This is a genomic window from Paenibacillus sp. FSL P2-0121 (assembly GCF_037975345.1).
GTDB lineage: Bacteria > Bacillota > Bacilli > Paenibacillales > Paenibacillaceae > Paenibacillus_AQ > Paenibacillus_AQ odorifer.
The window spans coordinates 4,615,159-4,640,863 of sequence record NZ_CP150245.1 but is presented as its reverse complement, the minus strand read 5'-3'; the positions used below and the strand labels follow the sequence as shown (position 1 = coordinate 4,640,863).

General features: G+C 42.7%; 21 protein-coding genes. 14 read left to right on the top strand and 7 right to left on the bottom strand.

Annotated elements, in window-relative coordinates; translation table 11 throughout:
* Positions 1–6 precede the first annotated feature (6 nt).
* Positions 7–1,044 carry a glycosyltransferase gene (locus tag MKY54_RS20610; protein WP_076130766.1) on the bottom strand — a complete coding sequence of 346 codons (1,038 nt, stop codon included), beginning with the start codon at positions 1,042–1,044 and terminating at the stop codon, positions 7–9.
* A gap of 207 nt (positions 1,045–1,251) precedes the next feature.
* Between MKY54_RS20610 and MKY54_RS20605 the strand changes: the two genes are divergently transcribed.
* Positions 1,252–1,662 carry a hypothetical protein gene (locus MKY54_RS20605; protein ID WP_248548519.1) on the top strand — a complete coding sequence of 137 codons (411 nt, stop codon included), beginning with the start codon at positions 1,252–1,254 and terminating at the stop codon, positions 1,660–1,662.
* Between the two features lie 89 nt (positions 1,663–1,751).
* Here the strand turns inward: MKY54_RS20605 and MKY54_RS20600 are convergent, their stop codons facing one another.
* Positions 1,752–3,107 carry a PFL family protein gene (locus tag MKY54_RS20600; protein WP_339191246.1) on the bottom strand — a complete coding sequence of 452 codons (1,356 nt, stop codon included), beginning with the start codon at positions 3,105–3,107 and terminating at the stop codon, positions 1,752–1,754.
* Positions 3,108–3,124: 17 nt separating this feature from the next.
* The gene (locus MKY54_RS20595) at positions 3,125–3,394 is read right to left on the bottom strand and encodes an ACT domain-containing protein (protein WP_036685776.1); all 270 of its coding nucleotides are present in this window, start codon (positions 3,392–3,394) and stop codon (positions 3,125–3,127) included.
* Between the two features lie 217 nt (positions 3,395–3,611).
* Here MKY54_RS20595 and MKY54_RS20590 point away from each other — a divergent pair, with 217 nt between their 5' ends.
* The 5 genes from MKY54_RS20590 (at position 3,612) to cysI (ending at position 12,785) form a co-directional block, all read left to right on the top strand.
* Positions 3,612–5,243 (top strand): diguanylate cyclase, encoded by a 1,632-nt coding sequence (locus tag MKY54_RS20590; protein ID WP_076130764.1) that lies wholly within the window; start codon positions 3,612–3,614, stop codon positions 5,241–5,243.
* Between the two features lie 61 nt (positions 5,244–5,304).
* Positions 5,305–5,676, top strand: coding sequence for a response regulator (locus MKY54_RS20585; RefSeq protein WP_076130763.1), 372 nt, complete (start codon positions 5,305–5,307; stop codon positions 5,674–5,676).
* Entirely contained in the window at positions 5,663–8,923 is a 3,261-nt protein-coding gene (locus tag MKY54_RS20580) for an ATP-binding protein (RefSeq protein WP_339187770.1), read from the top strand. Before MKY54_RS20585 ends, MKY54_RS20580 begins: the two co-directional genes overlap by 14 nt.
* Positions 8,924–9,157: 234 nt before the next feature.
* Complete coding sequence (locus tag MKY54_RS20575) at positions 9,158–11,014, top strand: assimilatory sulfite reductase (NADPH) flavoprotein subunit (RefSeq protein ID WP_339191244.1); 1,857 nt, start codon at positions 9,158–9,160, stop codon at positions 11,012–11,014.
* Positions 11,015–11,060: 46 nt separating this feature from the next.
* On the top strand, positions 11,061–12,785 hold the full coding sequence (gene cysI / locus MKY54_RS20570) for an assimilatory sulfite reductase (NADPH) hemoprotein subunit (RefSeq protein WP_076130761.1): 1,725 nt from the start codon (positions 11,061–11,063) through the stop codon (positions 12,783–12,785).
* Positions 12,786–14,176: 1,391 nt separating this feature from the next.
* On the opposite strand, the gene MKY54_RS20565 is transcribed toward cysI, so the two are convergent.
* Complete coding sequence (locus MKY54_RS20565; RefSeq protein WP_339187768.1) at positions 14,177–15,820, bottom strand: cellulase family glycosylhydrolase; 1,644 nt, start codon at positions 15,818–15,820, stop codon at positions 14,177–14,179.
* A gap of 399 nt (positions 15,821–16,219) precedes the next feature.
* On the opposite strand from MKY54_RS20565, the gene map reads away from it, so the two are divergent.
* Positions 16,220–16,966, top strand: coding sequence for a type I methionyl aminopeptidase (gene map, locus MKY54_RS20560; RefSeq protein ID WP_076278759.1), 747 nt, complete (start codon positions 16,220–16,222; stop codon positions 16,964–16,966).
* A gap of 54 nt (positions 16,967–17,020) precedes the next feature.
* Here the strand turns inward: map and MKY54_RS20555 are convergent, their stop codons facing one another.
* On the bottom strand, positions 17,021–17,425 hold the full coding sequence (locus MKY54_RS20555; RefSeq protein ID WP_038572361.1) for a CBS domain-containing protein: 405 nt from the start codon (positions 17,423–17,425) through the stop codon (positions 17,021–17,023).
* A 178-nt stretch (positions 17,426–17,603) separates the two neighbouring features.
* Between MKY54_RS20555 and MKY54_RS20550 the strand changes: the two genes are divergently transcribed.
* The 6 genes from MKY54_RS20550 (at position 17,604) to MKY54_RS20525 (ending at position 23,537) form a co-directional block, all read left to right on the top strand.
* Positions 17,604–19,712, top strand: a complete 2,109-nt coding sequence (locus MKY54_RS20550) for a methyl-accepting chemotaxis protein (RefSeq protein ID WP_339168704.1) — start codon at positions 17,604–17,606, stop codon at positions 19,710–19,712.
* Positions 19,713–20,395: 683 nt separating this feature from the next.
* Positions 20,396–20,596, top strand: a complete 201-nt coding sequence (locus tag MKY54_RS20545; RefSeq protein WP_036685790.1) for a cold-shock protein — start codon at positions 20,396–20,398, stop codon at positions 20,594–20,596.
* Between the two features lie 64 nt (positions 20,597–20,660).
* Positions 20,661–20,888 (top strand): hypothetical protein, encoded by a 228-nt coding sequence (locus tag MKY54_RS20540; RefSeq protein ID WP_038572358.1) that lies wholly within the window; start codon positions 20,661–20,663, stop codon positions 20,886–20,888.
* Positions 20,889–21,095: 207 nt separating this feature from the next.
* A complete protein-coding gene (locus MKY54_RS20535) occupies positions 21,096–21,905 on the top strand; it encodes a GNAT family N-acetyltransferase (RefSeq protein ID WP_339187766.1) in 810 nt (269 codons plus the stop codon).
* 8 nt (positions 21,906–21,913) lie between these two features.
* Positions 21,914–23,017 carry an LCP family protein gene (locus tag MKY54_RS20530; RefSeq protein WP_081383220.1) on the top strand — a complete coding sequence of 368 codons (1,104 nt, stop codon included), beginning with the start codon at positions 21,914–21,916 and terminating at the stop codon, positions 23,015–23,017.
* Positions 23,018–23,054: 37 nt separating this feature from the next.
* Complete coding sequence (locus tag MKY54_RS20525) at positions 23,055–23,537, top strand: DinB family protein (RefSeq protein WP_175617285.1); 483 nt, start codon at positions 23,055–23,057, stop codon at positions 23,535–23,537.
* On the opposite strand, the gene MKY54_RS20520 is transcribed toward MKY54_RS20525, so the two are convergent.
* Positions 23,534–23,743, bottom strand: a complete 210-nt coding sequence (locus MKY54_RS20520; RefSeq protein ID WP_076100132.1) for a hypothetical protein — start codon at positions 23,741–23,743, stop codon at positions 23,534–23,536. The two genes, MKY54_RS20525 and MKY54_RS20520, sit on opposite strands and share 4 nt — an antisense overlap.
* A 279-nt stretch (positions 23,744–24,022) precedes the next feature.
* On the opposite strand from MKY54_RS20520, the gene MKY54_RS20515 reads away from it, so the two are divergent.
* A complete protein-coding gene (locus tag MKY54_RS20515; protein WP_076129905.1) occupies positions 24,023–24,382 on the top strand; it encodes a hypothetical protein in 360 nt (119 codons plus the stop codon).
* Positions 24,383–24,421: 39 nt separating this feature from the next.
* On the opposite strand, the gene MKY54_RS20510 is transcribed toward MKY54_RS20515, so the two are convergent.
* The gene (locus MKY54_RS20510; protein ID WP_339187763.1) at positions 24,422–25,693 is read right to left on the bottom strand and encodes a serine hydrolase domain-containing protein; all 1,272 of its coding nucleotides are present in this window, start codon (positions 25,691–25,693) and stop codon (positions 24,422–24,424) included.
* Positions 25,694–25,705 lie beyond the last annotated feature (12 nt).

Below are 25,705 nucleotides of genomic sequence, written 5' to 3'. Positions count from 1 at the left end.
CACCCCCTATGGTTCCTTGAATATTTTTCTCAGCAGTAACTTTCCTTGCTGGATATAAGAATGGTTATATTTAAGTTCCTTTAGGGCACGAGAGGCAGAAATTCTTCTTTCTTCACTATGTGAAAAATAGTGCTTAAAGCTATCGGAGAGCTCTTTGAAGTTCTGGAAACGAATGAGATCTTCTTCTGCAATTCGGTAATTATGAAGATGGGGATGATCCTCCACTAACTGAAATACACCGCAAGCGGTGACCTCCATAATCTGCTGCACAGAACCAGTGCAATTGATGACGATTTTTGCTCCATTATAATAGCTGGACATATCTTTACTATGGGTGATATCAATGAAATTTCTGGGGGGTTCCCAACCACGCCCGTCGATCATTACCTTAAGGCCTTGAAGTAGGTCTGAATACGCCAACGTGTAAAGCACACTATCGATTTGAAAATCGCCCAGAATGAGTACATCACTCTGATAACAGTCCTCCACACGTCTTGGATAATAGAGATCCGTATCCGCAGCATATGGGAGATAGCTGGAGTGTTTGCCCCATAAACCCTGGTAATAGATCAGATTAGCTATGTTCTGTGTGAAAATATAATCGAATAACAATGCCAGATTACGTTCTGTTGGAGTAAGACAAGCGGCATCTGCCATCCATACCGCTTTGGGAACATTGGAAGCTTTCAGAGCAGGGAGGTTCTCCTCCGGAAATAGGGTCTCCGATCCTAGAGCTAATATTAGATCAGGTTGAAAATGGGCTAAATATTCCTCCAGATTATGCTGGAATTTAATAGAAAGTACTTCTTTGACCAGATGCCTTAGTTGATCTTTAAAAAGTCGTACATTAGGCATTTTACCGCTTGCCTCTGTAGGAACCAGCAGCAATATTCTTAATTGTTTGAGTTCCCGTTGCAGAGGTTCCGCTCTATAAGAGTTCATCTCTAGGATGAGGTTATGGTGTTGCGATGGATTAACTTGGCTGATGGTGACTTCGTGACTTGAAGGCCTTTCAGGAGTGAGCCTATTAGCTGTCTTCTTCATAATTCCTCCTGTATTCTGTGGAGCCAGTCGTCCGCTCTAGCACCGAGTCTTGCTAATCATTATATGTGTAGGGGGTTATTTTGACTTTAGGTATAAGACCATTAATCAGAGTCTCGAAGATAAAAAGCGGATTTAGTGAAAGCTGTATATCTATCTATGACAGGGCTGGCTTGTTTAACATAAGATATACTATAAAACCTGAAAGGGATGATCGCCTTGCCAACCTTCGATAGCGTTCTAGTTACAGGAAGTCAGACCATTCAAAATGATCTGCACGTTAATGGAAATGAGACTATCGATTCGAATCTGCATTTGAATGGTAGTCAGACTATAATGGGAAGCCTAAATGTGAACGGCAGTGAATCCATACTCGGTCATCTGGGGGTAACCGGTGAAATTAGCGGGGCAGGCACCATCAGAGCTGCAACCCGGTTGATCGCTACGAACCAAGCAACATTGCCACCAGGCGCTCCTACCAGCCTGCAACAGGTTCGATACTTTTCTGTAGGTGCTGTAGGTCAGACGGGTCTCGTGCTGAAGGGCACAGATGGAAATGATTATGTATTATTTATCGATTTGACTGGCGGAACGCCTAATATCGGCATTCAACGGGCTTAATCAAGATAAACTAATATTCTCAGCTTTAGAATATAAAAAAACAGCAAGTCTCCTAAGTACAAATAGGGACTTGCTGTTAGAGGTTTCTATTAATTCTTAAAGCTATGAATTGGTGCAGGGATTCGTCCGCCACGATTAACGAAGTTCGCGCAGTTGAAGCCATTCACTGCCATAACTGGTGCATATCCGAGCAGGCCGCCAAATTCGACCATTTCACCAACGTCCTTGCCGATTACTGGAATCACGCGAACCGCAGTGGTTTTGTTATTCACCATGCCGATTGCAGCTTCATCCGCGATGATGCCGGAAATGGTCTCCTTGGTAGTGCTTCCTGGGATAGCGATCATATCCAGTCCTACGGAACACACACAGGTCATAGCTTCCAGCTTCTCTAGTGTAAGGGCACCCCGCTGAACCGCTTGAATCATGCCATGATCTTCACTGACCGGAATAAAGGCTCCACTAAGTCCACCTACATAGGAGGAGGCCATTACGCCACCTTTTTTAACATTGTCATTTAGGATCGCCAGAGCAGCGGTTGTTCCCGGAGCCCCAGCTTCCTCCAGACCCATGACTTGAAAGATTTCGGCAATGGAATCTCCGATTTCTGGAGTAGGAGCTAAGGATAGATCGATAATCCCAAAAGGAACATTCATCCGTTTGGAAGCCTCTTGAGCAACTAGCTGACCGACACGTGTGACTTTGAAGGCTGTCCGTTTAATGGTTTCACATAAGGTTTCAAAATCCTGTCCTCGAACCTCTTCAAGCGCACGTTTGATGACACCAGGACCGCTGACGCCAACGTTGATGACACATTCCCGCTCTCCAACCCCGTGAAATGCTCCGGCCATAAAAGGGTTGTCCTCAACGGCATTACAGAAGACTACCAGCTTGGCGCAGCCGATGGAATCCCGATCCTTGGTGCGTTCCGCAGTTTGGATAATGATATCACCCATTAATTTCACAGCATCCATGTTGATTCCACTTCTGGAGGAACCGACATTGACCGAGGAGCAGACTCTTTCAGTGACTGCCAATGCTTCTGGAATACTGTCGATCAGAATACGATCGCCTTTGGTGCAGCCTTTTTGTACAAGTGCAGAGAAGCCGCCGATAAAGTTAACGCCTACCTCTTTTGCAGCCTTGTCCAGGATTTCAGCAACAGGTACATAGGTATCTGTCTTCACCGCACCAGCGGCAATAGCGATGGGTGTGACAGAAATCCGTTTGTTAACGATAGGAACCCCAAATTGTCTTTCCAGATCTTCACCCGTCTTTACGAGCTTTTCAGCGGATCTGGTGATTTTGTCATATACACTTTGATTAAAGGTGCGCATATCCGTGTGGGCACAATCCATGAGGCTGATCCCCATCGTTATGGTACGCACATCCAGATTCATTTCACGAATCATCTTATTCGTTTCTTGTACTTCCACTAGTGATATCATGGTCAGCCATCCTCCTAGATTCGGTGCATAATATTAAAAATATCCTCATGCTGAAGCTTGATTTCCACGCCAATCGATTCGCCAAGCAAATGTAATTCCTCTACAATATTCTCAAAAGCTTTAGTTGAGCTAGAAATGTCTACAATCATCATCATGTTAAAATAATCTTGAACAATCGTCTGCGAAATATCCAGAATGTTCAAATTGTGTTCGGCTAGATATGTACATACTTTAGCGATAATCCCTACTTTATCTTTTCCTAATACAGTAATAATCCCCTTCATGAATACAGCCTCCCTTTGTATTTGTTGATTTCACCGTGTATACGGAATGAACCATTCCAACTATTATTGCAAATGATGAAACAAGCTTCAACCAAAGGTTTTTTGTCAGTTTGATTAAATATTTGTTTTGGCAGCTGAAATTATAGAAAATTCATTTGACAGCCTATAAAAAATGTGATGAACTGAGAGATTGATATGATAGTCTGAAGGAGTAAATATGACTACACAAAAATATAAAGACATGGTTGAGCAAAGAACGAAGATGACCCTCCAGGAATGGACGGAACAGGCGGAAGTGAAGGAAAAGGACATTTATCGTTTCTTGCATAATTTAAAAGGCACTGCTGGAACTGTCGGATTACCGGATGTCGAACAATTTGCCGAGGATACGCTGCCCTATTTCATGGAAAGCAGTCTTAAGAGTTGGTCAGTCGAGGAATGGGGGGATTATTTATATCCACTGATTCCATTGTTTAATGTCCATTCATTGGCAGCTTCAAGCTCTGTCAAAGCATTGGATAAAAAGGGACCTGCTGAGACACTCACGCAGAATGATATTCTTCTTATCGACGATGATGTAGAGTTAGTTGCTTATCTGAAAGAGTCGTTGGAGAGGCAGAATTACTATGTAAGCATTGCCTTATCTGCTGAACGGGGACTCAAAATCTTTTATGAAACGAAACCAGATCTCATTCTGCTGGATATTCTTTTACCGGATAAAAGCGGGATTGAGGTGTTGAACCAAATTATCGGCAAGGCTAAAAAAGAACGAATTCCCATTATCATTATAAGTGGGGAGTACTCCAAAGCTACCCAAATGCAGGCGTATTCGCTGGGGGTGATGGATTTTTTGCCGAAGCCTGTAGATATTGATTTATTTCTGGTATTGATCAAAAATCGCTTTCAGCTCAAAAGAGAATGGCAGGAGTCCATCATCGTGGATGATTTGACCGGCGCATTCAATCGCAAACACTTCAATCAAGTCATGAAGCAGCTGATTGGTGATTTTAAGCGGACCAACCGCGTATTTTCGTTAGCGCTGATTGATTTGGATTATTTTAAAAACGTTAATGATACATATGGTCACCTAATCGGAGACGAAGTGCTGCAGGGCTTTTCCGAGCTTGTGAAGAATTCCATCCGTCTGGAGGATACCTTTTGCCGTTATGGGGGAGAAGAGTTTGCAGTATTTTTACCTCACACGGATGCGGAATCTGCAATGTTGGTTATACAACGTATTCAAGAGCGGTTTGCGGCGACTGACTTTTTTGCGAAAAATGAAATCTTTCATGTGACTATCTCTAGCGGGATTTCTGAGGTAACAGATGCCGAGAATATAGCCGATAAATTGATTGAGGAAGCAGATCAGGCTCTTTATGCCAGTAAGCATGCTGGAAGGAATCAGACAACGCTTTATTCGGACCATTTATCCACTACTAAAAAGCATTCGGTTCTGAATGTGATTGTTGTGGATGACGATACGCTAATTCGGAGAATTGTGACCAGTCAGTTCGCCATTTGGGAGCCGGAGAATATTGCTGAGGTGAAGGTTAGCAGCTATGCGAATGGGCTTGATTTCCTGCAATCGGATTGGTATGCCGTGGATGAGAAGTATATTATTTTGCTGGATGGTGTGATGCCTGATCTGGATGGAGTAGAAGTTCTGGAAAGAATCCGCAAAACGTATCCGGAAGTAAATATATTAGTGATCATGTTGACGGGAAGGAATAATCAGGCGGATATTGTACATGCCCTGCAGATGGGTGCCGATGATTATGTAGTCAAACCGGTCCATATGCCTGAGTTATTGTCGAGGATAGAGCGGTTGGCTCATAGATTTTTGTTCTAATTGGGTTCTGAATATGTTGTGAGCACCAGGAGAGATCTAAAGCGGAGGGAACTAGGCAGCTATGCAAAAGGTAATGGTAGTGGATGATGAAGAAGTATTACGAATGTTAATCGTAGACACCTTAGAAGATTTGGAAGACGTGGAGATCCACACTGCCGAGAACGGATTAGAGGCGCTTTCAAAATTGTCACAGGATCATTATGATTTGGTGATATTGGATTATATGATGCCTGAAATGACAGGGATTGAAGTCCTAGGTCAACTGGATGATGAGAAAAAGAAGGCTACAGCTATTTTAATGTTAACAGCCAAAGCCCAAGATGTAGATCGTCTTCGAGCGGTAGATGCAGGCGCACGTTATTTTATGCCAAAACCTTTTAGTCCGATGGAACTCTTGCAGATTGTGGAGGGGATCCTAAGTGACAAAGGATAGCAGCTCTAATCACAGTATTAAAAATAGATATTTTCGTATCATTGCCTTGGTTTTTTCGTTAATCATTCTTATGGGATCTGTATTTTTGTTTTTCATAAACAATGAGCAGAACAAATTAAGTAGAGACCGTGAAGTTCTGCAAAATAAGGCGGACACGATTAACGAATTGGCGACTGCGTTAAATGAGGTTTTTTTCCGAGCGAGGGGATTCAGCGCACTTAAGAGTGACAATGAATTAGAGCTCTTAAACTTAGGACTTGTTAACTTTGATAAGATTCTGGATACCTATTCTAATCTCAATTTATCTCCGGAAGAAGCCTTGTTTAGAGATGGTTTGAAAGCATTTTATGTTCAGTACAAAACTAAAGTTTTGCCGGAAGCGATTCGGTTTGTCGAGGCAGACGATTATGTGTCTTTGAGAGCTCTATCCGCAGATGGCAACACGAAATCAGTAAATGATTTTTTAATGTATACAAAAGAGTACAAGCAACGATCCGATGCCGCATTAAATACTTTGGCTATGGATTACATCAAACGTGCCAATGAGTTTACCTTTATCGCATTCTTTTTCAGCACGATTATTCTGCTAATCTTCACCTTTATGATCTGGCGGATTCTGAAGAACCTAATAGATCCTATTCTGAAGCTGGAAGGGGCAACCCATTCCCTGGCTGCAGGAGAAGAAATTCTTCTGGGCAAGCTTAAGAATCAAGATGAAATTGGCCGACTTTATGATGCTTTTCTAAATATGGCTAGAAGTATTCAAGATAAAGAAGAAGAATTGATGATGCAGAATGAAGAGCTGCATGCGCAGCAGGATGAACTTCAGGATCAGCAATATAGGCTGCAGCGCTCGCTTAGTGAAATTGAGAGTATGATGAAAGCCTTGGATCAATCGTCTGCGGTAGGGATCCTTACTGCTAAAGGTGTCTTTACCTACGCGAATGATAATTTAAGTGGATATACCCGCTATAAAAAGTCTGAGATTATCGGTTACACCTATAAGTTATTTGAACTTTATAATCTCTCTGATGAGGGTTATCAGAAAATCTTTAACAAATTAAATACAGGCGGAGTGTGGAACAATGAGCTGCAGATTCTAGCCAAAGACGGATTGCCCATCTGGCTGCATCTGACGATTGTGCCGTACCTGAATGAAGAGGGTGTGATTTATCAATACATCCTTATTGCGAACGATATCACCTCAATGAAAAGCGTGCAGCAGGAGCTAGCCGAAACGTTAAAAAACACAGAACAGACCAAGATGATGCTAGAGCTAAATAATCAGCTGAATCATGATATTACTTATACTTTGGATAAACATGAATTTGCCGATAAGTTTATTGAGTTTATGCATCGCCTGTATGCCTTTGATTCGAGTTTCTTCCTGCTTGTGAAAGATAATATCGCGGCTGTGAAAGGCATTCCCCAGGAGAATGTGGAGCGTTATCTTGATCATGAGAATAATGAGATGTTATATCGCTTGCAAGCGGAAAAAACGTACCTAATCAAGCGCCTGGCCACACAATCAGAGCAAGGGATTTCTGCGAGTGAGGTCTATGTTTACGACTTCTACACTACTGTTGTGAACGCAGAGGATGAGATTCTTGCAGTGTTCTGTGGCAGCCGGATTGGTCATTCCTTCAGCAAAGAAGAGATTAATGAGGTTCAGGGGATGATGAACCGCGTAGCGCTGGCGATTGAACGTTTATTCATGTATGAAGAGATTGAACATGGACGAAAGCTGAATCGGGACATCGTAAATAATGTGAACGAGGGCATACAATTTGTGAATACAGAAGGTATGCTCCTGCAGATGAATAAAGCGTTGAGCAACATTTTTAATTATGAGTGGACAGAAGGAGCTTTGATTCCCCGTCAGAAATGGATGGATTATTTCATTGAGCACTCGAATGAGAATCATGAACTTCGGATGTTTTTTGAAAAAGCGATTGCTGAGGATGCTCTGGAATCGAGCAGCATGCAATACTCCATTGGAACTGAATCGATGAAGCATATTGATGTGTATGCGATCCCTGTATTCCGTCGCGAACTGCGTATTGGTACATTGTTTGTCTACAGAGATATCACTAGAGAATATGAGCTGGACCTTATGAAATCTGATCTTGTCAGTACGGTAAGTCATGAGCTAAGAACACCGCTATCGAGTGTACTTGGTTTCACAGAACTGTTATTATCTAAGACCATGAAGCCTGAGAAGCAGCTTAAATATCTGGAGACGATTCATAAAGAAGCTAAACGACTGACGGAGCTCATTAATGATTTTCTTGATTTGCAGAGAATGGAGTCAGGTAAGCAGCAATATATCACGGAGCATTTGAATCTCAGTGAAATTGTATTAGGCGTAATTGATCAATATAAACTGAGCAGTACCCATCATGTACTCCTAGTGGATGAGGCTTTGAATGCGGATGTTGACGTGGACAAGGATAAGATTGTCCAAGTTCTGACGAATCTGTTAAGTAATGCGATTAAATTCTCGCCTGATAACAATGAAGTTAAAGTACTGCTGCATAACGAGTCGGATAGAATTATTGTACGTATCCAGGATAATGGTCTTGGCATTCCTAAGGATCAAATAGGACAGCTATTCCAAAAATTCAGAAGAGTGGATAATAGCGCCTCTAAAAGAATTGGAGGAACAGGACTCGGGCTTGCCATCTGTAAGGAGATTATTGAGAAGCAAAAGGGAAATATCGGTATAGATTCCGTTGAAGGAGAGGGCACTACCGTCTGGTTTAGCCTCCCTATCCTCCATGCGGAAGCGAGCCGGCAACAGGATGAGCTTAATAAATGGAGCACCGATAAAGAGCTCAAGCCTAATGTGATGATCGTTGAAGATGATTACAGTCTATCGTTGCTTTTATCAGAAGAGCTTAAAGGGAAGGGCTTCCGTGTTACCCATCATTACCATCCACAGCAAGCTTTTGATCAGGCCTTGAAAACACCATTTGTGGCGATTGTGGTAGATTTGATGTTGGGTGAAGAACTGGATGGCTGGGATTTGATCCGAATGCTTAAAGAAGATCCAAGAACTGAAAATATACCTATCGTTATTTCTTCTGCTCTGGATCAATCGGATAAGAATCAATTAAACGATGTAATTCAAAAATATTTAACTAAACCTTATCCACCCGGCGAGCTGTCGAATACGCTTGAGGAGATAGTGAAGATTAAGACGGGGAGCGGCGAGGTGTTATTTCCCGAAAGTAAGCAAAAATTATAGCTTTTATTTATCACAATATTTTATAAATAGTATCACTTTTTATAATGAAACCGATCAAAACAGGTTAAATCATACTGTTTTGATCGGTTTTTACGTACTTTATAGATTATTTTTCAATAAAATACAATTATTAGGGTAAATCGACATCATTGATCGTTTACAATTATTGTGATAGCCTGATTTCATGAGGTACGGATCATCAGAAGATTTCATGTTTAGGAGAGGTGGATATTGTTGCAACTACAGGTAACGAACAGTCCTTTTAACGAGAGCCAAGTCGAGCTACTCAATCGTCTTCTACCATCCTTAACGGAGACACAGCAAATATGGCTTAGCGGTTATTTGTCAGCCATGGGCTTTACTACTGCACCATCGGCAAGTGCCGGGGTTCAAGCAGTACAATCAAATACGATAGGAAATGTGGAAGGTAGTACCGTTAGTCAACCTGCAGTTTCACGTGAAGTGACCGTGTTGTTTGGGTCCCAGACAGGGAACTGCCAACGGCTGGCTGGGAGCTTGTCCCGCAAGCTGGAGGAGCAAGGATTTCAGGTCACACTCACTGCGATGAACAGCTTTAAGCCCAATGCGCTTAAGAAGGTTGAGAACCTCCTATTGCTGGTCAGTACACACGGTGAAGGCGAGCCGCCAGATAATGCACGGATGTTCCATGAATTTCTCTATAGCAAAAGAGCTCCTCAATTAGAGAATCTGAAGTTCTCAGTGCTGGCACTGGGGGATACCTCCTATGAATTCTTTTGTCAGACCGGCAAGGACTTCGATCAGCGGCTTGAGGAACTTGGCGGCAAGCGGTTAAGTCCGCGTGTGGATTGTGATCTTGATTATGATGATTCGGTTACCGAGTGGTTTGAAGGCGTCATTAGTGCCTTAAATGCACATTTAAATGCTCCGGCCATTGCGGCAAAAGCGGTTCAAGCTGCGGAAGACGCAGATTCTCAGGAGCCTTTGTATACCCGTAACAATCCTTTTAAAGCGGAAGTATTAGAGAACCTTAATCTGAACGGACGTGGTTCTGACCGGGAGACCCGCCATTTGGAACTATCCCTAGAAGGCTCGAACATACAATTTGAACCAGGGGATGCGCTGGGTGTCTATCCGGAGAATCATCCTGAATTGGTAGACGCTATTATTCATACTATGGGCTGGAATCCTAATGATATTGTTCCATTTAATAAAAAAGGGGAAGACGGCACCTTACGTGAGGCCCTTCTTCACCACTATGAAATCACTGTATTGACCAAACCGTTACTTGAACAAGCGGCGAAGTTATCTTCTTCTAACCAACTAAGTGATCTATTGTCGCCAGAACGTGCGCAACAGCTTAAGGAATATATTCAAGGCCGCGATCTGCTCGATTTAGTTCAGGACTTCTCTCCATGGGAGGGGTCGGCCAGTAGCTTTGTGACTATTTTGCGCAAGCTTCCGGCACGACTCTATTCAATTGCCAGCAGTTATAAAGCTAATCCAGATGAGGTTCATTTAACGGTTAGAGCTGTACGTTATGAGGCACATGGCCGTGATCGTTATGGGGTCTGCTCGGTACATTGTGCTGAAAGAGTCCAGCCGGGAGATACGTTGCCCATCTACATTCAACATAATCCGAACTTTAAGCTTCCGACGAATCCTGATGCACCGATCATTATGATTGGACCGGGCACAGGTGTTGCACCCTTCCGCTCTTTCCTGGAGGAACGTGGCGAGCTTGGGGCGGAAGGTAAATCATGGCTGTTCTACGGAGATCGGCATTTTGTGACGGACTTCCTCTATCAGACGGACTGGCAGAGAATGCTTAAAGACGGCTTGTTAACTAAGCTGGATGTTGCTTTCTCCCGTGATACCGAAGAGAAAGTATATGTTCAGCATCGCATTCTGGAAAAGAGCCGCGAGGTCTACGAATGGCTGCAAGCGGGAGCTCATATTTACATTTGCGGAGACGAGAAGCATATGGCACATGATGTTCATTCTGCTCTGATTACTGTCATCCAGCATGAGGGTGGTTTGAGTCCTGAAGAAGCGGCAGCTTATTTGGATAATATGCAGCAGGCGCAGCGCTACCAACGTGATGTTTACTAATGGATAGAGGAAAGTTATCGAATGACTTCGGGGGGAGATAACAACAATGGCAAACAATGAAAAGGTTAAGCCGATCGGCGGGCCTCCAAGCGATGTTGAGCACATTAAGCAAGAGAGTAACTATCTGCGGGGCGCGCTTGTTGAGACATTAAGCAATCCGATTACCGGAGGCTTGCCGGAAGATGATAATCGGCTGCTGAAATTTCACGGAAGCTATATGCAGGACGATCGGGATTTACGCAACGAGCGTGAACGGCAAAAGCTGGAGCCTGCATTCCAGTTCATGCTTCGTGTAGTTGCCCCAGGCGGGGTAGCGACACCAGAGCAGTGGCTAGTGATGGATGATCTGGCACAAAAATACGGCAATGGAACCTTACGTCTGACTACCAGACAGGCGTTTCAAATGCATGGGGTACTCAAATGGAATCTTAAGAAAACCATCCGCAGCATTAATGATACGCTGATGACGACGCTGGCAGCTTGCGGCGATGTTAACCGTAACGTAATGAGTAATCCGAATCCTTACCAGTCAGAGGTGCATGCAGAGGTCTACGAATGGGCGCGCAAAGTAAGTGATCACTTATCACCACGTACGCCTGCTTACCATGAAATCTGGTTGGACGGTGAGAAGGTAGTAGATAGCTTAGGCGAACGTGCGGAAGTAGAACCGATCTATGGACCGGTATATTTACCGCGTAAATTCAAGATTGGTCTAGCGGTGCCTCCTTCTAATGATGTGGATGTATTCTCGCAAGATCTGGGTTTTATCGCTATTCTGGAAAATGAGAAACTAGTCGGCTTCAACGTTTCTGTAGGCGGCGGTATGGGGATGACTCATGGCGATACCAGTACTTATCCTCAGTTGGGACGTATAATTGGTTTTTGCCGTCCGGAACAGTTGATTGATGTGGCAGAAAAGACCGTAACAATCCAGCGGGATTATGGCAATCGCTCTGTCCGCAAAAATGCACGGTTCAAATATACAATTGACCGCCATGGTCTGGAATGGTTCGTAGACGAACTGCATGAAAGACTCGGATGGCAGCTTGAAGCAGCACGTGATTATCATTTTGATCACAACGGAGACCGTTACGGCTGGGTGAAGGGTACCAACGGAAAATGGAATCTGACACTTTATATCCAAAGCGGACGGATTCATGACCAAGAAGGATACACCTTGATGACTGGCTTGCGGGAGATTGCTAAGATTCATACTGGAGATTTCCGGCTAACGCCGAATCAGAATCTAACGATTGCCAACGTCACTACTGCCAAAAAACGAAAAGTAGCTGAGCTGGCTAAACAGCATGGACTAACAGATGGAGCACATCTTTCTGCATTGCGGCGCAGCTCCATGTCCTGTGTAGCACTGCCAACCTGCGGACTTGCGATGGCTGAAGCGGAACGCTATCTGCCTTCGCTGATAGATAAGCTGGAGCTTGTTATAGATAAGGCTGGTTTGCGTGACGAGGAAATTGTGATCCGAATGACCGGCTGCCCTAATGGCTGTGCTAGACCGGCGCTGGGTGAAATCTCGTTTATCGGCAAGGCTCCTGGCAGATACAATATGTATTTAGGAGCAGGCTTTACGGGTGATCGCCTCAATAAAATGTATAAAGAAAACATAGATGAGAAGGAGATCCTAGAGACGCTTGAACCTATTCTTCACCGATATGCCAAAGAACGTCAACAAGGCGAGCATTTTGGAGATTTCGTGATCCGTGCAGATTATGTTAAAGCCGTTACCTCTGGACTTAATTTCCATGACTAAATGAAAGTAGATTTAAAAATGTCCCGGGGCCAGTTGATGGCTGCCGGGATTTTTGTGGTTTGGTCGTAGTTAGATGCGCGGGGTGTCGTGTCGTACACATAATGCTCCAGAGGTAAAGAACGGTAGGTGAGCGCAGACGAGCGCAAACGAATAGAAGATGAGTAGTAGATGAGGGGCAGATGAGTAGTAGATGAGTAGTAGATGAGGGGCAGATGAGTAGTAGATGAGTAGTAGATGAGCAGCAGATGAGTAGTAGATGAGCGCTGACGAGCGGCAGTAGACTAACAAGGTGACGGACTCAGGAGCCCTTATTTCCTGAAATCTTGCCAATTTGCCGAGTATTCGGACACCAGCGCCGTTATGGGGATGAAAAGAGGCCAAAATAGGCTTTTTTCAGAGGAATAGCGCCTCTCCAGTCCGAAAGTTGCTCAAAACGGCTTAACTCGCACAAATAGCGTCATCTGAGTCCGAAAATCACGACAAAGCGCTCAAAAGGTAAAGAACGGCAGATGAGCGCAGACGAGCGAGATGAGCAGCAGATGAGCAGTAGAGGAGCGCGACGAGCGGCAGTAGACTAACAAGGTGACGGACTCAGGAGCCCTTATTTCCTGAAATCTTGCCAATTTGCCGAGTATTCGGACACCAGCGCCGTTATGGGGATGAAAAGAGACAGGAACAGGCCTTTTTCAGAGGAATAGCGCCTCTCCAGTCCGAAAGTTGCTCAAAACGGCTCAAATCGCACAAATAGCGTCATCTGAGTCCGAAAATCACGACAAAAGCGCTCCAAAGGTAAAGAACGGCAGATGAGCGCAGACGAGCGACAGTAGACTAATATCAGAGTAGTGAAAGGATTGAATTAGATAGTGGACAGAGTGAAATTAGCTCAGTAGGAGCAATTATAGAGTAATACGCAGAACAGCAGGAGCAATAGTGAAGTAACGCAGAACAGCCAAATAAAAGAGAAGCAACCGACTAGCGGAACAATAGACGAGCGACAGTAGACTAACATCAGAGTGGTGAAAGGGTCGAATTACATCGATAGTAAAATAACATTAGATGGTGAAAGAGTAAAATTAGATTAGATCAGTAGGAGCAATAGTGGAGTAGTACGCAGAACAGCCAAACAAAAGAGCAGCAAACGACTAGCGGAACAATAGACGAGCAGCAGTAAACTATCATCAAAGTAGTAACAGTCCAGCGGTAGACTAACATCAGAGTAGTAACAGTCCGGCAGCAGGCTAACAGCAGTAGATCACCGTTGACTGACAAATCTAGCAGCAGCCTTCATTTGATCTACAATAATCTAGTAAGATCCCAACATCTGCGCTACAACAGATTCAATTTAAAAACCAGCAAGTCTCCAATTCCGGGAGGCTCGCTGGTTTATGTTTTTAAGGAGCGATACCGGAGATCAGTACATCGTTTTGATACAGGGTTACTTTGTTCCAAGTGCTGAAGGAAACTTTGGTTGGATCGAACGAATAGTCATTTGCTTCATTGAAGTTAGACCAGTCGCTTTTGTGCACGCGTAATTGGATTTCTCCTGATTGTCCACCGGCAGGTATGGAGCCCGCGCTAGCATTGAAAGTAAGCTCAACGTAAGAGTCGGCGTTCGTCCCACTTGTGGACCCGAGGGCAACCGATATATTAGAAGCACCGACCTGCGCCCAATCGATTACTCCATTGAGAGAGGTGCTTCCATCTTTAGTAAAGTAATAACGAATTTTCAGTCCATTTAAATTGACTGCCGTTGTTCCGTTGTTATAGATGTTGAAGTAGGGCTTGATTGAGTTATCAGTAGCATTGGTATCTGCTGCACGGTAGTAAAGTGCCAGATTACTGGTTGGCGAGCCGGTAGGAGTGGCTGTAGGTGTTACTGTAGGTGTAGGTGTAGGTGTTGACGTAGGTGTAGCTGTTGGTGTTGGTGTTGGTGTTGGCGTAGGTGTAGCTGTTGGTGTTGGTGTTACTGTAGGTGTAGGTGTAGGTGTAGGAGTAGTGCCACCATCCGGCACAGGTTGGTAACCAGGTGTTGTGTAAATTTTATTAAGCACGGAGGTTGCTAAGGTTCCGTTTGCTCCATTAACGACTGTATTTCCCCAGTTGCTGAGTGTTCCTGCTGGACCGCTGGCTAGATCCAGATATTCAACGCCTCCGCCATTACCATACCAGGACCAGGCGAGCCAGCCCACCTTTTTTTCCTTCGTGTAGCTCATAATGGTGGCTTCATCGACATCTCCACCCGTGTGCTTGTCACCGAATTCGCCGATAATCACAGGGGCTCCAATAGCCAAGGCACTATCGATATTACTCTTAACTGTAGCAGCATTACCTCCAGCATATTCGTACATATGAATTGAGAAAATAGTGTTTTTTAAGGTATCTGAATTAAATACAGCCTGACCACTAGTGAAGATAGATTGTGGGTATTGACCCCATCCCGCTGCATCTACAACTAAAGTGTTCTTAATGCCCGCATTTCTTAACGCAGGAATTGCCGCTTGGTATCCACTAGCCCATGTTGCAGTGTTCCAAGAACCGTACCATTCATTAGCAATATTCACAATGACACGATCTTCTTTACCGATCAAAGCATCCTTGATGCTGATCCAATAGTTTACTGCAGCGTTAAGATCAGAGGTGTTGTCTGAGCCCGTAGCATCATGCACTTCCAGCATGGCAATCATTTTATACTGATCACAAAGCTTAAGAATATTTTGGACATCAGCTAAAGTATCGAGAGACCACTTGCTGCCATTAGAAAGTACAATTCTGACGGTATTGGAGCCAGTCGCTGCGATGGCCGGTATTGCAGTAGCCAGATCGTTTTTGTACCAAGTGTGTGCATGATTCACCCCACGCATTACAAAAGGACTGCCAGTAGCATCGTATAAAGTGGTACCGCTTACATAAAAACCTTTAACAGAAGTGTTTGCTGCCGCTGCCTGCTGTTGAGGTAAAGAAATAGAAAGAGTAAGGATACTAATTAATACTAACAAACTGATTTTCCGGAACGAAAAATGCTTTCTGAATTTCATCAACATTTCCTCCTTAATCAAATAGGGTTGCTTCTTTGATTATGCGTATCCTCCAGGTGGTTGCAGTAAATGCACTCAATTACAGGCATGTATCACCTCCTCAGTTATTTTGAATATAACATATAAAGGAATTTTTAGGAATAATAAATAATTTAACGATAACAATAACTTTATGTTTTATTAGAAAGATAAGAGAAATTGCTGATAAGGCACTCGTCTTTCATCTAACATTCTCATAAGAAATGATGTTATTTTTAGATTCAGGAAGGAAAATATAATTTTTTTTGCCTAATGATTTGGATTTCTCGCGATTTTCTTTCATAATATAAAGGGTAAACTAAATACAAAAGAAGGACCGTTGCCCGAGAGCGATGTGTTCTGTACAGAAGAGGCGATATTATGATTATCATGAAAACGATGGAAGAGATCGAAAAAATGCGTGCGGCGGGAAAAATTCTCGCTGAATGTCATCGTCAAATTGCGCAAATTTTGCAGCCTGGTATTACGACCTGGGAAATTGATGAATTTGCAGAAAAATTTATATTGTCTCAAGGAGCTACTCCTGAGCAAAAAGGATATAATGGGTACCCGTACGCAACCTGTGCATCTGTAAATGATGTAATATGCCACGGATTCCCGAAAAAAGAGCCGCTAAAAGACGGGGATATCGTAACCATTGACATGGTTGTTAACTTAAACGGCTGGTTGGCAGATTCGGCCTGGTCTTACGGGATTGGCAATATTAGTGAACAGTCGACCAAACTTCTAGACACTACTAAGGAATCTTTATTCCGTGGAATCGAGCAGGCGGTTGCAGGCAACCGTATTGGCGATGTTGCGCATGCCATCCAAGTTTATGCAGAGTCTAACGGGTTTTCTGTAGTGCGTGATTTTATTGGCCACGGGATCGGTTCAGAAATGCATGAAGCTCCGGAAGTACCTCACTATGGTCCAGCAGGGAGAGGGCCTCGTCTTAAAGAGGGGATGGTATTTACCATTGAGCCCATGCTGAACACAGGCAGTTACAGAACAAAAATTGATGCGGATGGTTGGACTGCGCGTACCATTGACGGCGGATTGTCAGCACAATATGAGCATACTTTAGCGATTACCCCACAAGGAACGATTATCCTGACTGAACTGTAATTTTGATGAAAAATAAAATGACCAGTCTCCGTAATGGAGATTGGTCATTTTTTATTAATCTGTAATGTTGCGAGTGTAATATTCAATGATATCTTTTCTCCTAATAATTCCAACAAATACACCCTCATTATCAATCACAGGAACGAAATTCTGATCCGCAGCAAGCGTCAGCATATCCTCCATTTCTGCATTAATGAGAACACTTTCGTTATGAACATGCTTTTGGATGTCGCTTACTGGAACTTCCCCTATATTGTCAAAGGTTAAATCTGCTGTGTTTTTCAGCTTCCACAATAGATCACCCTCCGAAAGTGTTCCTACATATTTTCCTTCATTATCAATAATAGGGATAGCCGTGTAATGGTGCTGTTCTAATTGTTCTAAGGCTTCCAGCATGGATAGTGAGTTAGTGATATAGGCGACTTGATCTTTTGGCAACAAAAAAGAGGATATTTCCATCGGCATGAACTCCTTTGTATTATGTTATTTTTTGATTAGGCTACTTTTATTTAAACATACTTTTGGAATGGATAGAATTTTAAATTTTCACCCCTTGAATTATAGGTAATAAGTCCTATTGAATAGAGGTCGTATTTTGTCGATTAAAGATATATTATCCTAGAGTGGAGTTGTTCAGATGGCATTGTATCGAAGGCTTTCATTAACGTTTAAATTTGTTATGGTGGTAAGTTTAGTAATTATTGTGATCTTTTTCTTTAGTTTAGTCGCAAACCTGGCTAATCTGCGTAGTGTGAGCATATCCAACGGTGAACTTCAGGCAGAGGTCGCAGGAAAAAGTTATGCGGAGACCATTCAGAATAGAATGATAGACATTCAGTCGACGGGTGAAGCGCTCGCTGAAGTACTCCTTGAATCAAGAGAACGTCAAACCTTGGACCGTGAAGATGTTGTTTCTACAATGAAAACTATGCTTGAGCACAGACCAGAAATTTTTGGGATGAGCATATTATGGGAACCCAATGCTTTTGATCAGAACGATCAGGCTAATATAAATAAGATGCCATATGATGATGGTACGGGGCGTTTTATTCCTTATGTCTTTAGAAATCAAGGTGCAATAAAGGTTGAACCCTTAAAGAATTATGATGTAGAAGGTGCGGGTGATTATTACCTTTTACCAAAAAAAGAGAAAAAACCGGTATATATTGAACCCTACTCCTATGAGACGACTGGTGGAGCTATAGAGATGATTTCGGTCATGCTGCCAATTTTGGATAAAACGGGTGCATTTCTGGGGACTGTAGGGTTCGATGTTTCGTTAACCCAATTGCAGGAAGAAGCCGTTAACTATAAACCTCTGGGAGGTTATGTTTCTTTAATCACTGCTAATGGCAAATATGCAGCCAACCCAAATGATCCTCAAAGTGTACTCAAAGAATTCGGTGATACAGAAGATAAAACAGTACTGTGGAAGCGTGTGAAGAATGGGGAGGCCAAACTGGGATACACGATAAATTCCAAGGGAGAAGACGTGCTGCGGACTTTTGTTCCGATACCAATGCCTGGAAGTGACCAGGTCTGGTACACACAGACAGCGATCTCTAAGGATGTTATCATGGCTGATTATGAACAAGCTAAAACAGAATTTTTTATCATTATGATTATTGGGATTTTGATTTTAGCTGTTATTGTTGGTCTTCAACTATGGTTGATGGTAGTTAAACCGCTTCGCTTGTTATCTGAGAAATTGCAGCTGATGTCTCAGGGGGATTTGACTCAAAGCCTGCAGGTTCGAAATGATGATGAATTCGGGAAAATGGCTACACATTTTAATCATATGACCCATAAGCTTCGAGAAATGTTTGGACTTGTCGCTGATCTATCAATGTCCGTGGGAGCTACCTCTGAAGAGCTGACAGCTAACGCTGAGCAGACTGGGAAAGCTGCTGAACAAATTGCTGTGGCAATTGGACGAGTAGCCGAAGGAGCGCAGCTGCAGAATGATTATGCGGGTGATTCTTCAATGGCGATGAGCGAGCTGAATGTTGGAGTGCAACGGATCGCTGACTCTTCGTCATCGGTGTCTGCGTCTGCAGATGAAGTTACCGATCAGACGAAAAAGGGCAGTGCGCAGCTGCAAATGGCAGTGAATCAAATGTCGGAGTTAAAGCTGTCTGTAGATGAGACGAGTCTGGCGATTGAACGTTTAGGCGAACGATCTGCTCAGATCAGCGGGATTATCGGCTTGATTTCGAACATAAGTAAACAGACCAATCTGTTGGCACTAAATGCGGCTATTGAGGCGTCCAGAGTGGGTGAACATGGCCGAGGTTTTGCGGTGGTGGCCTCAGAAATTCGCATGCTGGCAGATCAGACTAAAAAAGCTGCCGAACAAGTTACTGCTTTGGTTGAAGATGTGGTGCAAGATACTAATCAAGCTTCACAAGCGATGGCTGTCGGCAATGAAAAAGTAATTCTTGGTGTGCAGAGTGTATCTGATAGTGATCTTTTATTTACGTCGATTCTGACAGAGATGACACAGGTAACCGATCAGATCCAAGAGGTCTCAGCAGCTGCACAGCAGATGACCGCGGGAACGGAGCAAATTTCAGTTACCGTTAAACAATTAGCCGATCTTGCTTCGGAAGCTTCCTCTGACTCCCAAAGTGTAGCAGCAGCCTCTGAGGAGCAGCTTGCTTCTATGGAAGAGATCTCAGCCTCGTCGGAGTCACTAAGCTCAATGGTGCAAGACCTGTTGGATAAATTATCTTACTTTAAAATTTAGATTCCCTTTTCAAATATAGAGAAGGGCTGGCACCTAAAACTATGAAAATGACTGCTGTGTCGAAAGCAGATGCTTAGTCACTGGAAAATACGCTTAGTAACCTGCTAACGGACACAGTGGTCCTTAAAAGTACGATTATCCGATATTTGGTATGTTATCGGACTCCAGTGCAGCTATTGGACCGAAAAATGCTTATTATGAGCCTCTTTCCAAGGAATAGCGTCACTGGAGTCCGAAATCTAGCGGTAAAGAATTAAAACATGTAAATAACGTCTACCGAGTCCGAAAGCCCCGTAGGATAATGAATGTGTAGTCGTAGCAGGCCGCGAATGACCAAAAAACGCCGAACAGCGATTCTTCGATAACAGAAGAATCGCTGTTTTGTTGATTTTAGGATTTTGAAAGTGAGGAGGTCAGTCTCCGCTCGTAGAATCAATTATGGCACAGCTCCTTCTTACCTCCCATTTTCTTCATAATGCAGTAGAGTATCTATTTGGTGTTAGCTGTGTTATAATCAATCTATCGAAAGTATTTACCTGGCGAATTCACATAGCGTAGAGGGTTATTCTTTAGACGTTAATAACCTTGTACCATATGTGAATTTTTATTTTTTTAGAGATTTTGCAAGAGATTTTTTGAGGATAAGAATAACATGTAAATAAAAATAAGGTGGTAATTATATTATGCAAACAGGAACAGTGAAATGGTTTAACGCAGACAAAGGTTTTGGTTTTATCGAGGTTGAAGGTGGAGAAGATGTATTCGTACATTTCAGCGCTATTACTGGTGACGGATTCAAGTCCCTGGATGAAGGACAACGTGTAGAATTTAACGTAGTTCAAGGTAATCGTGGTCAACAAGCTGAGAATGTTGTAAAACTGTAAGTAGTAAAATGAATCCCCAAACGTATCGTTTGGGGATTTTTTTATAGAAAGGTGGCGGATGTAAATGCAGGTGTTTGAAGACTGGAATTTAAAAGTTAAGAAAACCTTTAACGCTACAAGTAACAAAGAAGTATTGACGGTGTCTGAAGCGGGAAGCTTGCTCGGGCTGTCTAAAGACCAAATGAAAAGTTATGTAGATCAGCATAAGTTGACTAAAGTTCCGATCATGAGAAGTGTCGTCAGATATCTTTTACTGAAGAGTGAGATCGATATGATTGTGAAAAAAACCTAAGATCATCATTAATAAATAGGGTAGACCAATCCTTGAAAGGATATGGTCTTTTTTTGTCTCACAAATTTCTTATAAATAGAAACTTATCGACCCTAAGATCGTCTATAATAATGGGATATTTTAGGTAACAGTGTCATCCGGCAAAAAATATCCTCACATACTGGTGGTTATCTATCAAAACATTACGTGAGATCTAAGGAGAAAATTATGAAACGACTAGAGCGTAAAGATTATTACAAAGCTATTGAGCCTTTAGGAAAAGTGAAAATAAATACGATGTTTGCTGAGTCAGTGGTTAAACAAGTCATACCTGGCAGCGTATATGTTGACGATATCGTTAACCCGCGTGCTTTTTACATTGCACACCCTTGTGGAATGTCTTTATTAATTGGAGAGTCGGATAATGAAGAGTTCAAGCGCGATCTTTTTGATTACATAACCAATAAAAATATGATTCGGCATCATCAAGAGTTGCTGCAGGCTGATCCAGCGGGAGGCTGGCCGAAAGTTATCGCTCATTGGAGTGAACAGGAAATGCTCCATAGAAATACAAGGGTCAACTTCAGCTTTAACCGCGAGAAATATCTGGAACAGAAAGCTTCTTATCTTAACCAAGACCTTGAAGTGGTGCGAATGAACAAAGAACGGTTTTTGGCGGCAACAGGAGATGTCAATCCTAAGGCGTTTTGGAGGAATGAAGAGCAATTTCTTGCTGAGGGGCTGGGCTTCAATATTCTTGACGCTGGGGAAATTGCCTCTACGGCATTTTCGGGTTTTGTTAATGAGCATCAACTGGAAATTGGCATAGAAACCTCAGAAGCACATCGGGGGAAGGGCTATGCCTACGCGGTCTGTTCAGCCTTAATAGAATACTGTCTAGAACATCAGCTTGAGCCGGTGTGGGCGTGTCGTCTGGATAACGAAGGTTCTTTCAACTTAGCGCATAGATTAGGCTTTGAGACAACCTACATGATTCCCTATTACCGGCTGGTAGAATCCGTCATCAGGAAGGGTTAAGGATCCGAATGAAAAATAAACAGATTACTCATTCAGCTTCTTCATTTTCTTTAAGTAGAATTGAGAAAAAAAAGGTGAAGAAGAAAACTAAGACCAGCAAGAAAAAAAAGATCTGGCTATTTACGCTTGCTATCGTACTTATTGCTGGGCTAGGATCTTATGTTTTTCGTAAAGAACTGCTGATTTTCGGATTTAATAATGTTGTGGCTCCGACTATTGAACACACGCTTGATGGATCATACGTTCCTTTAGAAAATAATGAAAACGCTGAAGCTCCTGGATTACAACCAACGGCGGATAACAAGGATCGTCCATTTTCTATCCTCCTATTGGGTACTGATCAGCGGGGAAAAGAGAACGGGCTTTCTGATTCGATTATATATACTGTGATTCGGCCAGTTGATCATAAAGTATTGTTCGTGTCGATCCCTCGCGATTCCTATGCAGAAATTATCGGAGCGGAAAAGGTTAAAGGAGCTAGGAAAGAAACCAAGATTAATGCAGCTCATTCCTATGGCGGTCCTCAGATGAGTGTAGACACCGTTAAAAATTTATTAAACGCGCCTATCGAATATTACGCTACTATTAATTTTAACGGTCTTGTGGGCGTTACAGATGCTCTAGGGGGTGTTGAACTTCCGATTACCAAGGTGATTGAGAACAAGAGCCCGGATCATGAGAAATTAAGAATTGAACCGAACAAACCGATTTATTCTGGCGCTGAAGCATTAATGTATGTAAGATACCGCGAGGATTCTGATTTTAAACGAACGGAGCGGCAGCGGATCTTTTTGAAATCTGCGCTTGAACGGATGAAGAGAGTAGATAATATCCTTAATATACAGAAAATCATCGAAATAGCAGGAAGTAATTTCCAAACCAATATGAAGTCAGACTTTATTCTTGATTTGGCGAAAAGAGTAATTCTTGAAGGGGGTACTCCTGAGATCACAAGCCATATGTTGCAGGGTGAGGGCAGACGGAAGGATCAATGGTATTACATGCTTGACGAAAATGATGTGAAGCGTACCCATGAGTTAATTGAGATTTGGTTGAATCCTGACTCTACCGATACGGATCTGGCCGCAGCTTCTGCGGATGACGCAGCATAGATGTTGTGACTGAATTATTATATTTTTCATATGGAGGTTGATCTCTCTGGCTGCAAAAACAAATGAGCAAATGTTACTCGAATTTAAGTCCCTCATCCCGTTCGTAGAATCTTTAGGTGAAGTATCAGACAAACATTGGAATCAGCCTATTGCAGCTGGTAAATGGACTGTAAAGGATATCATCTGTCATCTCATGTTATGGGATAAATATTTTTATGAAGGTGCGATTAAGAAAATAATTCTCCGGGAACCGATCACAACCAAGCATTTGGATTTTAACGAGTTTAATGCTAACGCTGTAGAATATGCTAAATTATTATCTGAACAAACATTAATTGAACAATTTGTACGTTATAGAACTAAAATCATAGATGTAGCTGCAGGGTTAACGGAAGAGGAATTCAATCAGGAATATAAGGATGGAGATCGCAAAAAATTCAGCGTTCGCAAGTACTTGAGAAGTTTTATCCCACATGATAAGCATCATAAAAAACAGATTGAGCAGTTCTTAAAACCTTAAAACTTGGCGCGATTTTGAACTAACTTCATGGATTGGCGTATGAGGATAGGACCAAACATGCTTCCGGCAGAGGCGGCAATTAAGGAATGGAAGGGGAATTTTATAGCAAAATAAAAGACCCATCCAGCAACAATATCAATAAGGATGAACTTCTTGATCTCGGATAATGGTATGGTCACGAAGACAATGGATTGTTTGTTTCTCACAGCAATGACCTCCTAATTTTAAGAAAACATCTTATAAATCCACTGTTCATTCTATTTTGGAACTAAGATGTCCCATTCCGTCTAAATCTACAATCGCATCGTAAAAAAAGGAAGTATGCCTTGCGGATCTTTTTCGCAAAGTGTACTTCCTTTTTTGTATGTGAGGATATTATCTGACTAATATTTGGCAGGGTATGGAAAGTCACAGAAGATATATTCAATCACTAGTACAATGTAAGCGTTATCTTTTGCGAAATTATATCCTAAAGGAGCTAAGCTATGAGAGTGAAGAGACTATCTTTTAACCAGCTTGTGTTTATCTGTTTAGGTTTTCAATACTTGTTAATGCGTTTGTTCTCTGCCGGCGAGGCGATCGTTATCACATCGATAGAGCTAGTAATATATATTGTTTATACTGTCGCCACCCTTGCCGGATTGTTTCTCCGGAGCAGACGAATTGATAGTGAAGCTGTATCCGGGTTGTCGTCGTTATTTTTCAGCGTGTTATGGACGGTATCTTTGTTCTCACAGTTTCGGAAAGAAAGTTATCCAAATGCTTTAACAATCATTAATTCGCTGGGGGTGTCTGCAGCGGTAATCGTGATGCTCACACAATTTATTATTTTGGCTAAGGCTTAGGCTTTAGCTGAAAAAAAGGCGGGTGCCCCAGCAGCCATTTCATGGCTTATGCGGCACTCGTTTGTTTTTTTTCATCCCCAGAAATGAAAGCTCACCCTGTTCATTCCGTTTAAATTCAAATTCACTGTCATGCTTGGTATGATGGAATCTTTTTTCAGAGATAGGATAGAACGGTGTAACCTCATCATCATTCCAGACAAAATAATATTCCTGGCCCCTACGCTCCACGCTCGCTTTGCAGCCAAATCCCTCATAGGTCCCCATATATTCAGCATACATGCTATCATCAAGTGGAAAGGCTCGCGGGAATATCGGCATTTCGGCAGGCTCACCGAATACTAATCCAGATAGAGATTCCGTTAACTTGGTAATGGGGACACAATCATAATTGGTCAACATGATGACGGTTGTCTGCTCTTCTGGATATCTGTGCATTTCACTTCGGAAGCCGCGATAAGCGCCACCATGATACATTCTTTTGCGATCATATCGTTCGTCCAAAAACCAACCAAATCGATATTTGAGATTACTTGAATGAAAAGCCATCTCCAGAGTATCGTGGGATACTAATTGATCGGAGTATAACGCTTGGTCCCACAGGAAAAGATCAGCAGCCGTCGAATACATGGCACCCGCTGACAGGATAGAGCTCATATGTATGTATTCACCCTGAGTATACTCTCCCCATGAGGAATGATAAGGTGAGGCTAATTTTGAAATGATTTGCTGATTGTTATAAACTCCTGTATTTACCATGCCAAGAGGCTGTAATATAAAAGTAGTGATATAATCTTCAAATGTCATGCCAGTAATCTTTTCAATGATCATCCCCAATAAATAATAGCCTGAATTATTATAGGAAAACGATGTGCCAGGCATAAATGCAGGCAGTTGACTCACAAATAGCTGTAACATCTCCAGTGGAGTCAGCTTAAGCTTATTTAATTTTTGATTATATTCGGGTAGAGAAGTGTAGTTGGCTATACCCGAGGTATGCCCCAGCAGATGAAGGATGGTCATCCCCTCGAATGCATGCTGTTCAGGAAGATATTTTAGGATCGGATCTTCCAGTCGCAGACGTTTTTGTTCTTTTAGCATCAGAATCGCCATGCCAGTGAATGACTTGGTTAGTGACCAGATCCGGAATTTGGTATCTATAGCGTTCGGGACCTGATGTTCAAGATTCGCATATCCATATGCTTTTTGTAGCTTGATTTCTCCATGCTGAGCTATCAAGACTGTGCCGCTCAATGGCCAGCTTTGTTCGTATTTATCTAAAAATTGCTCCAGACGCTGGGATTGTTTATCCACAGGTAACCCCTC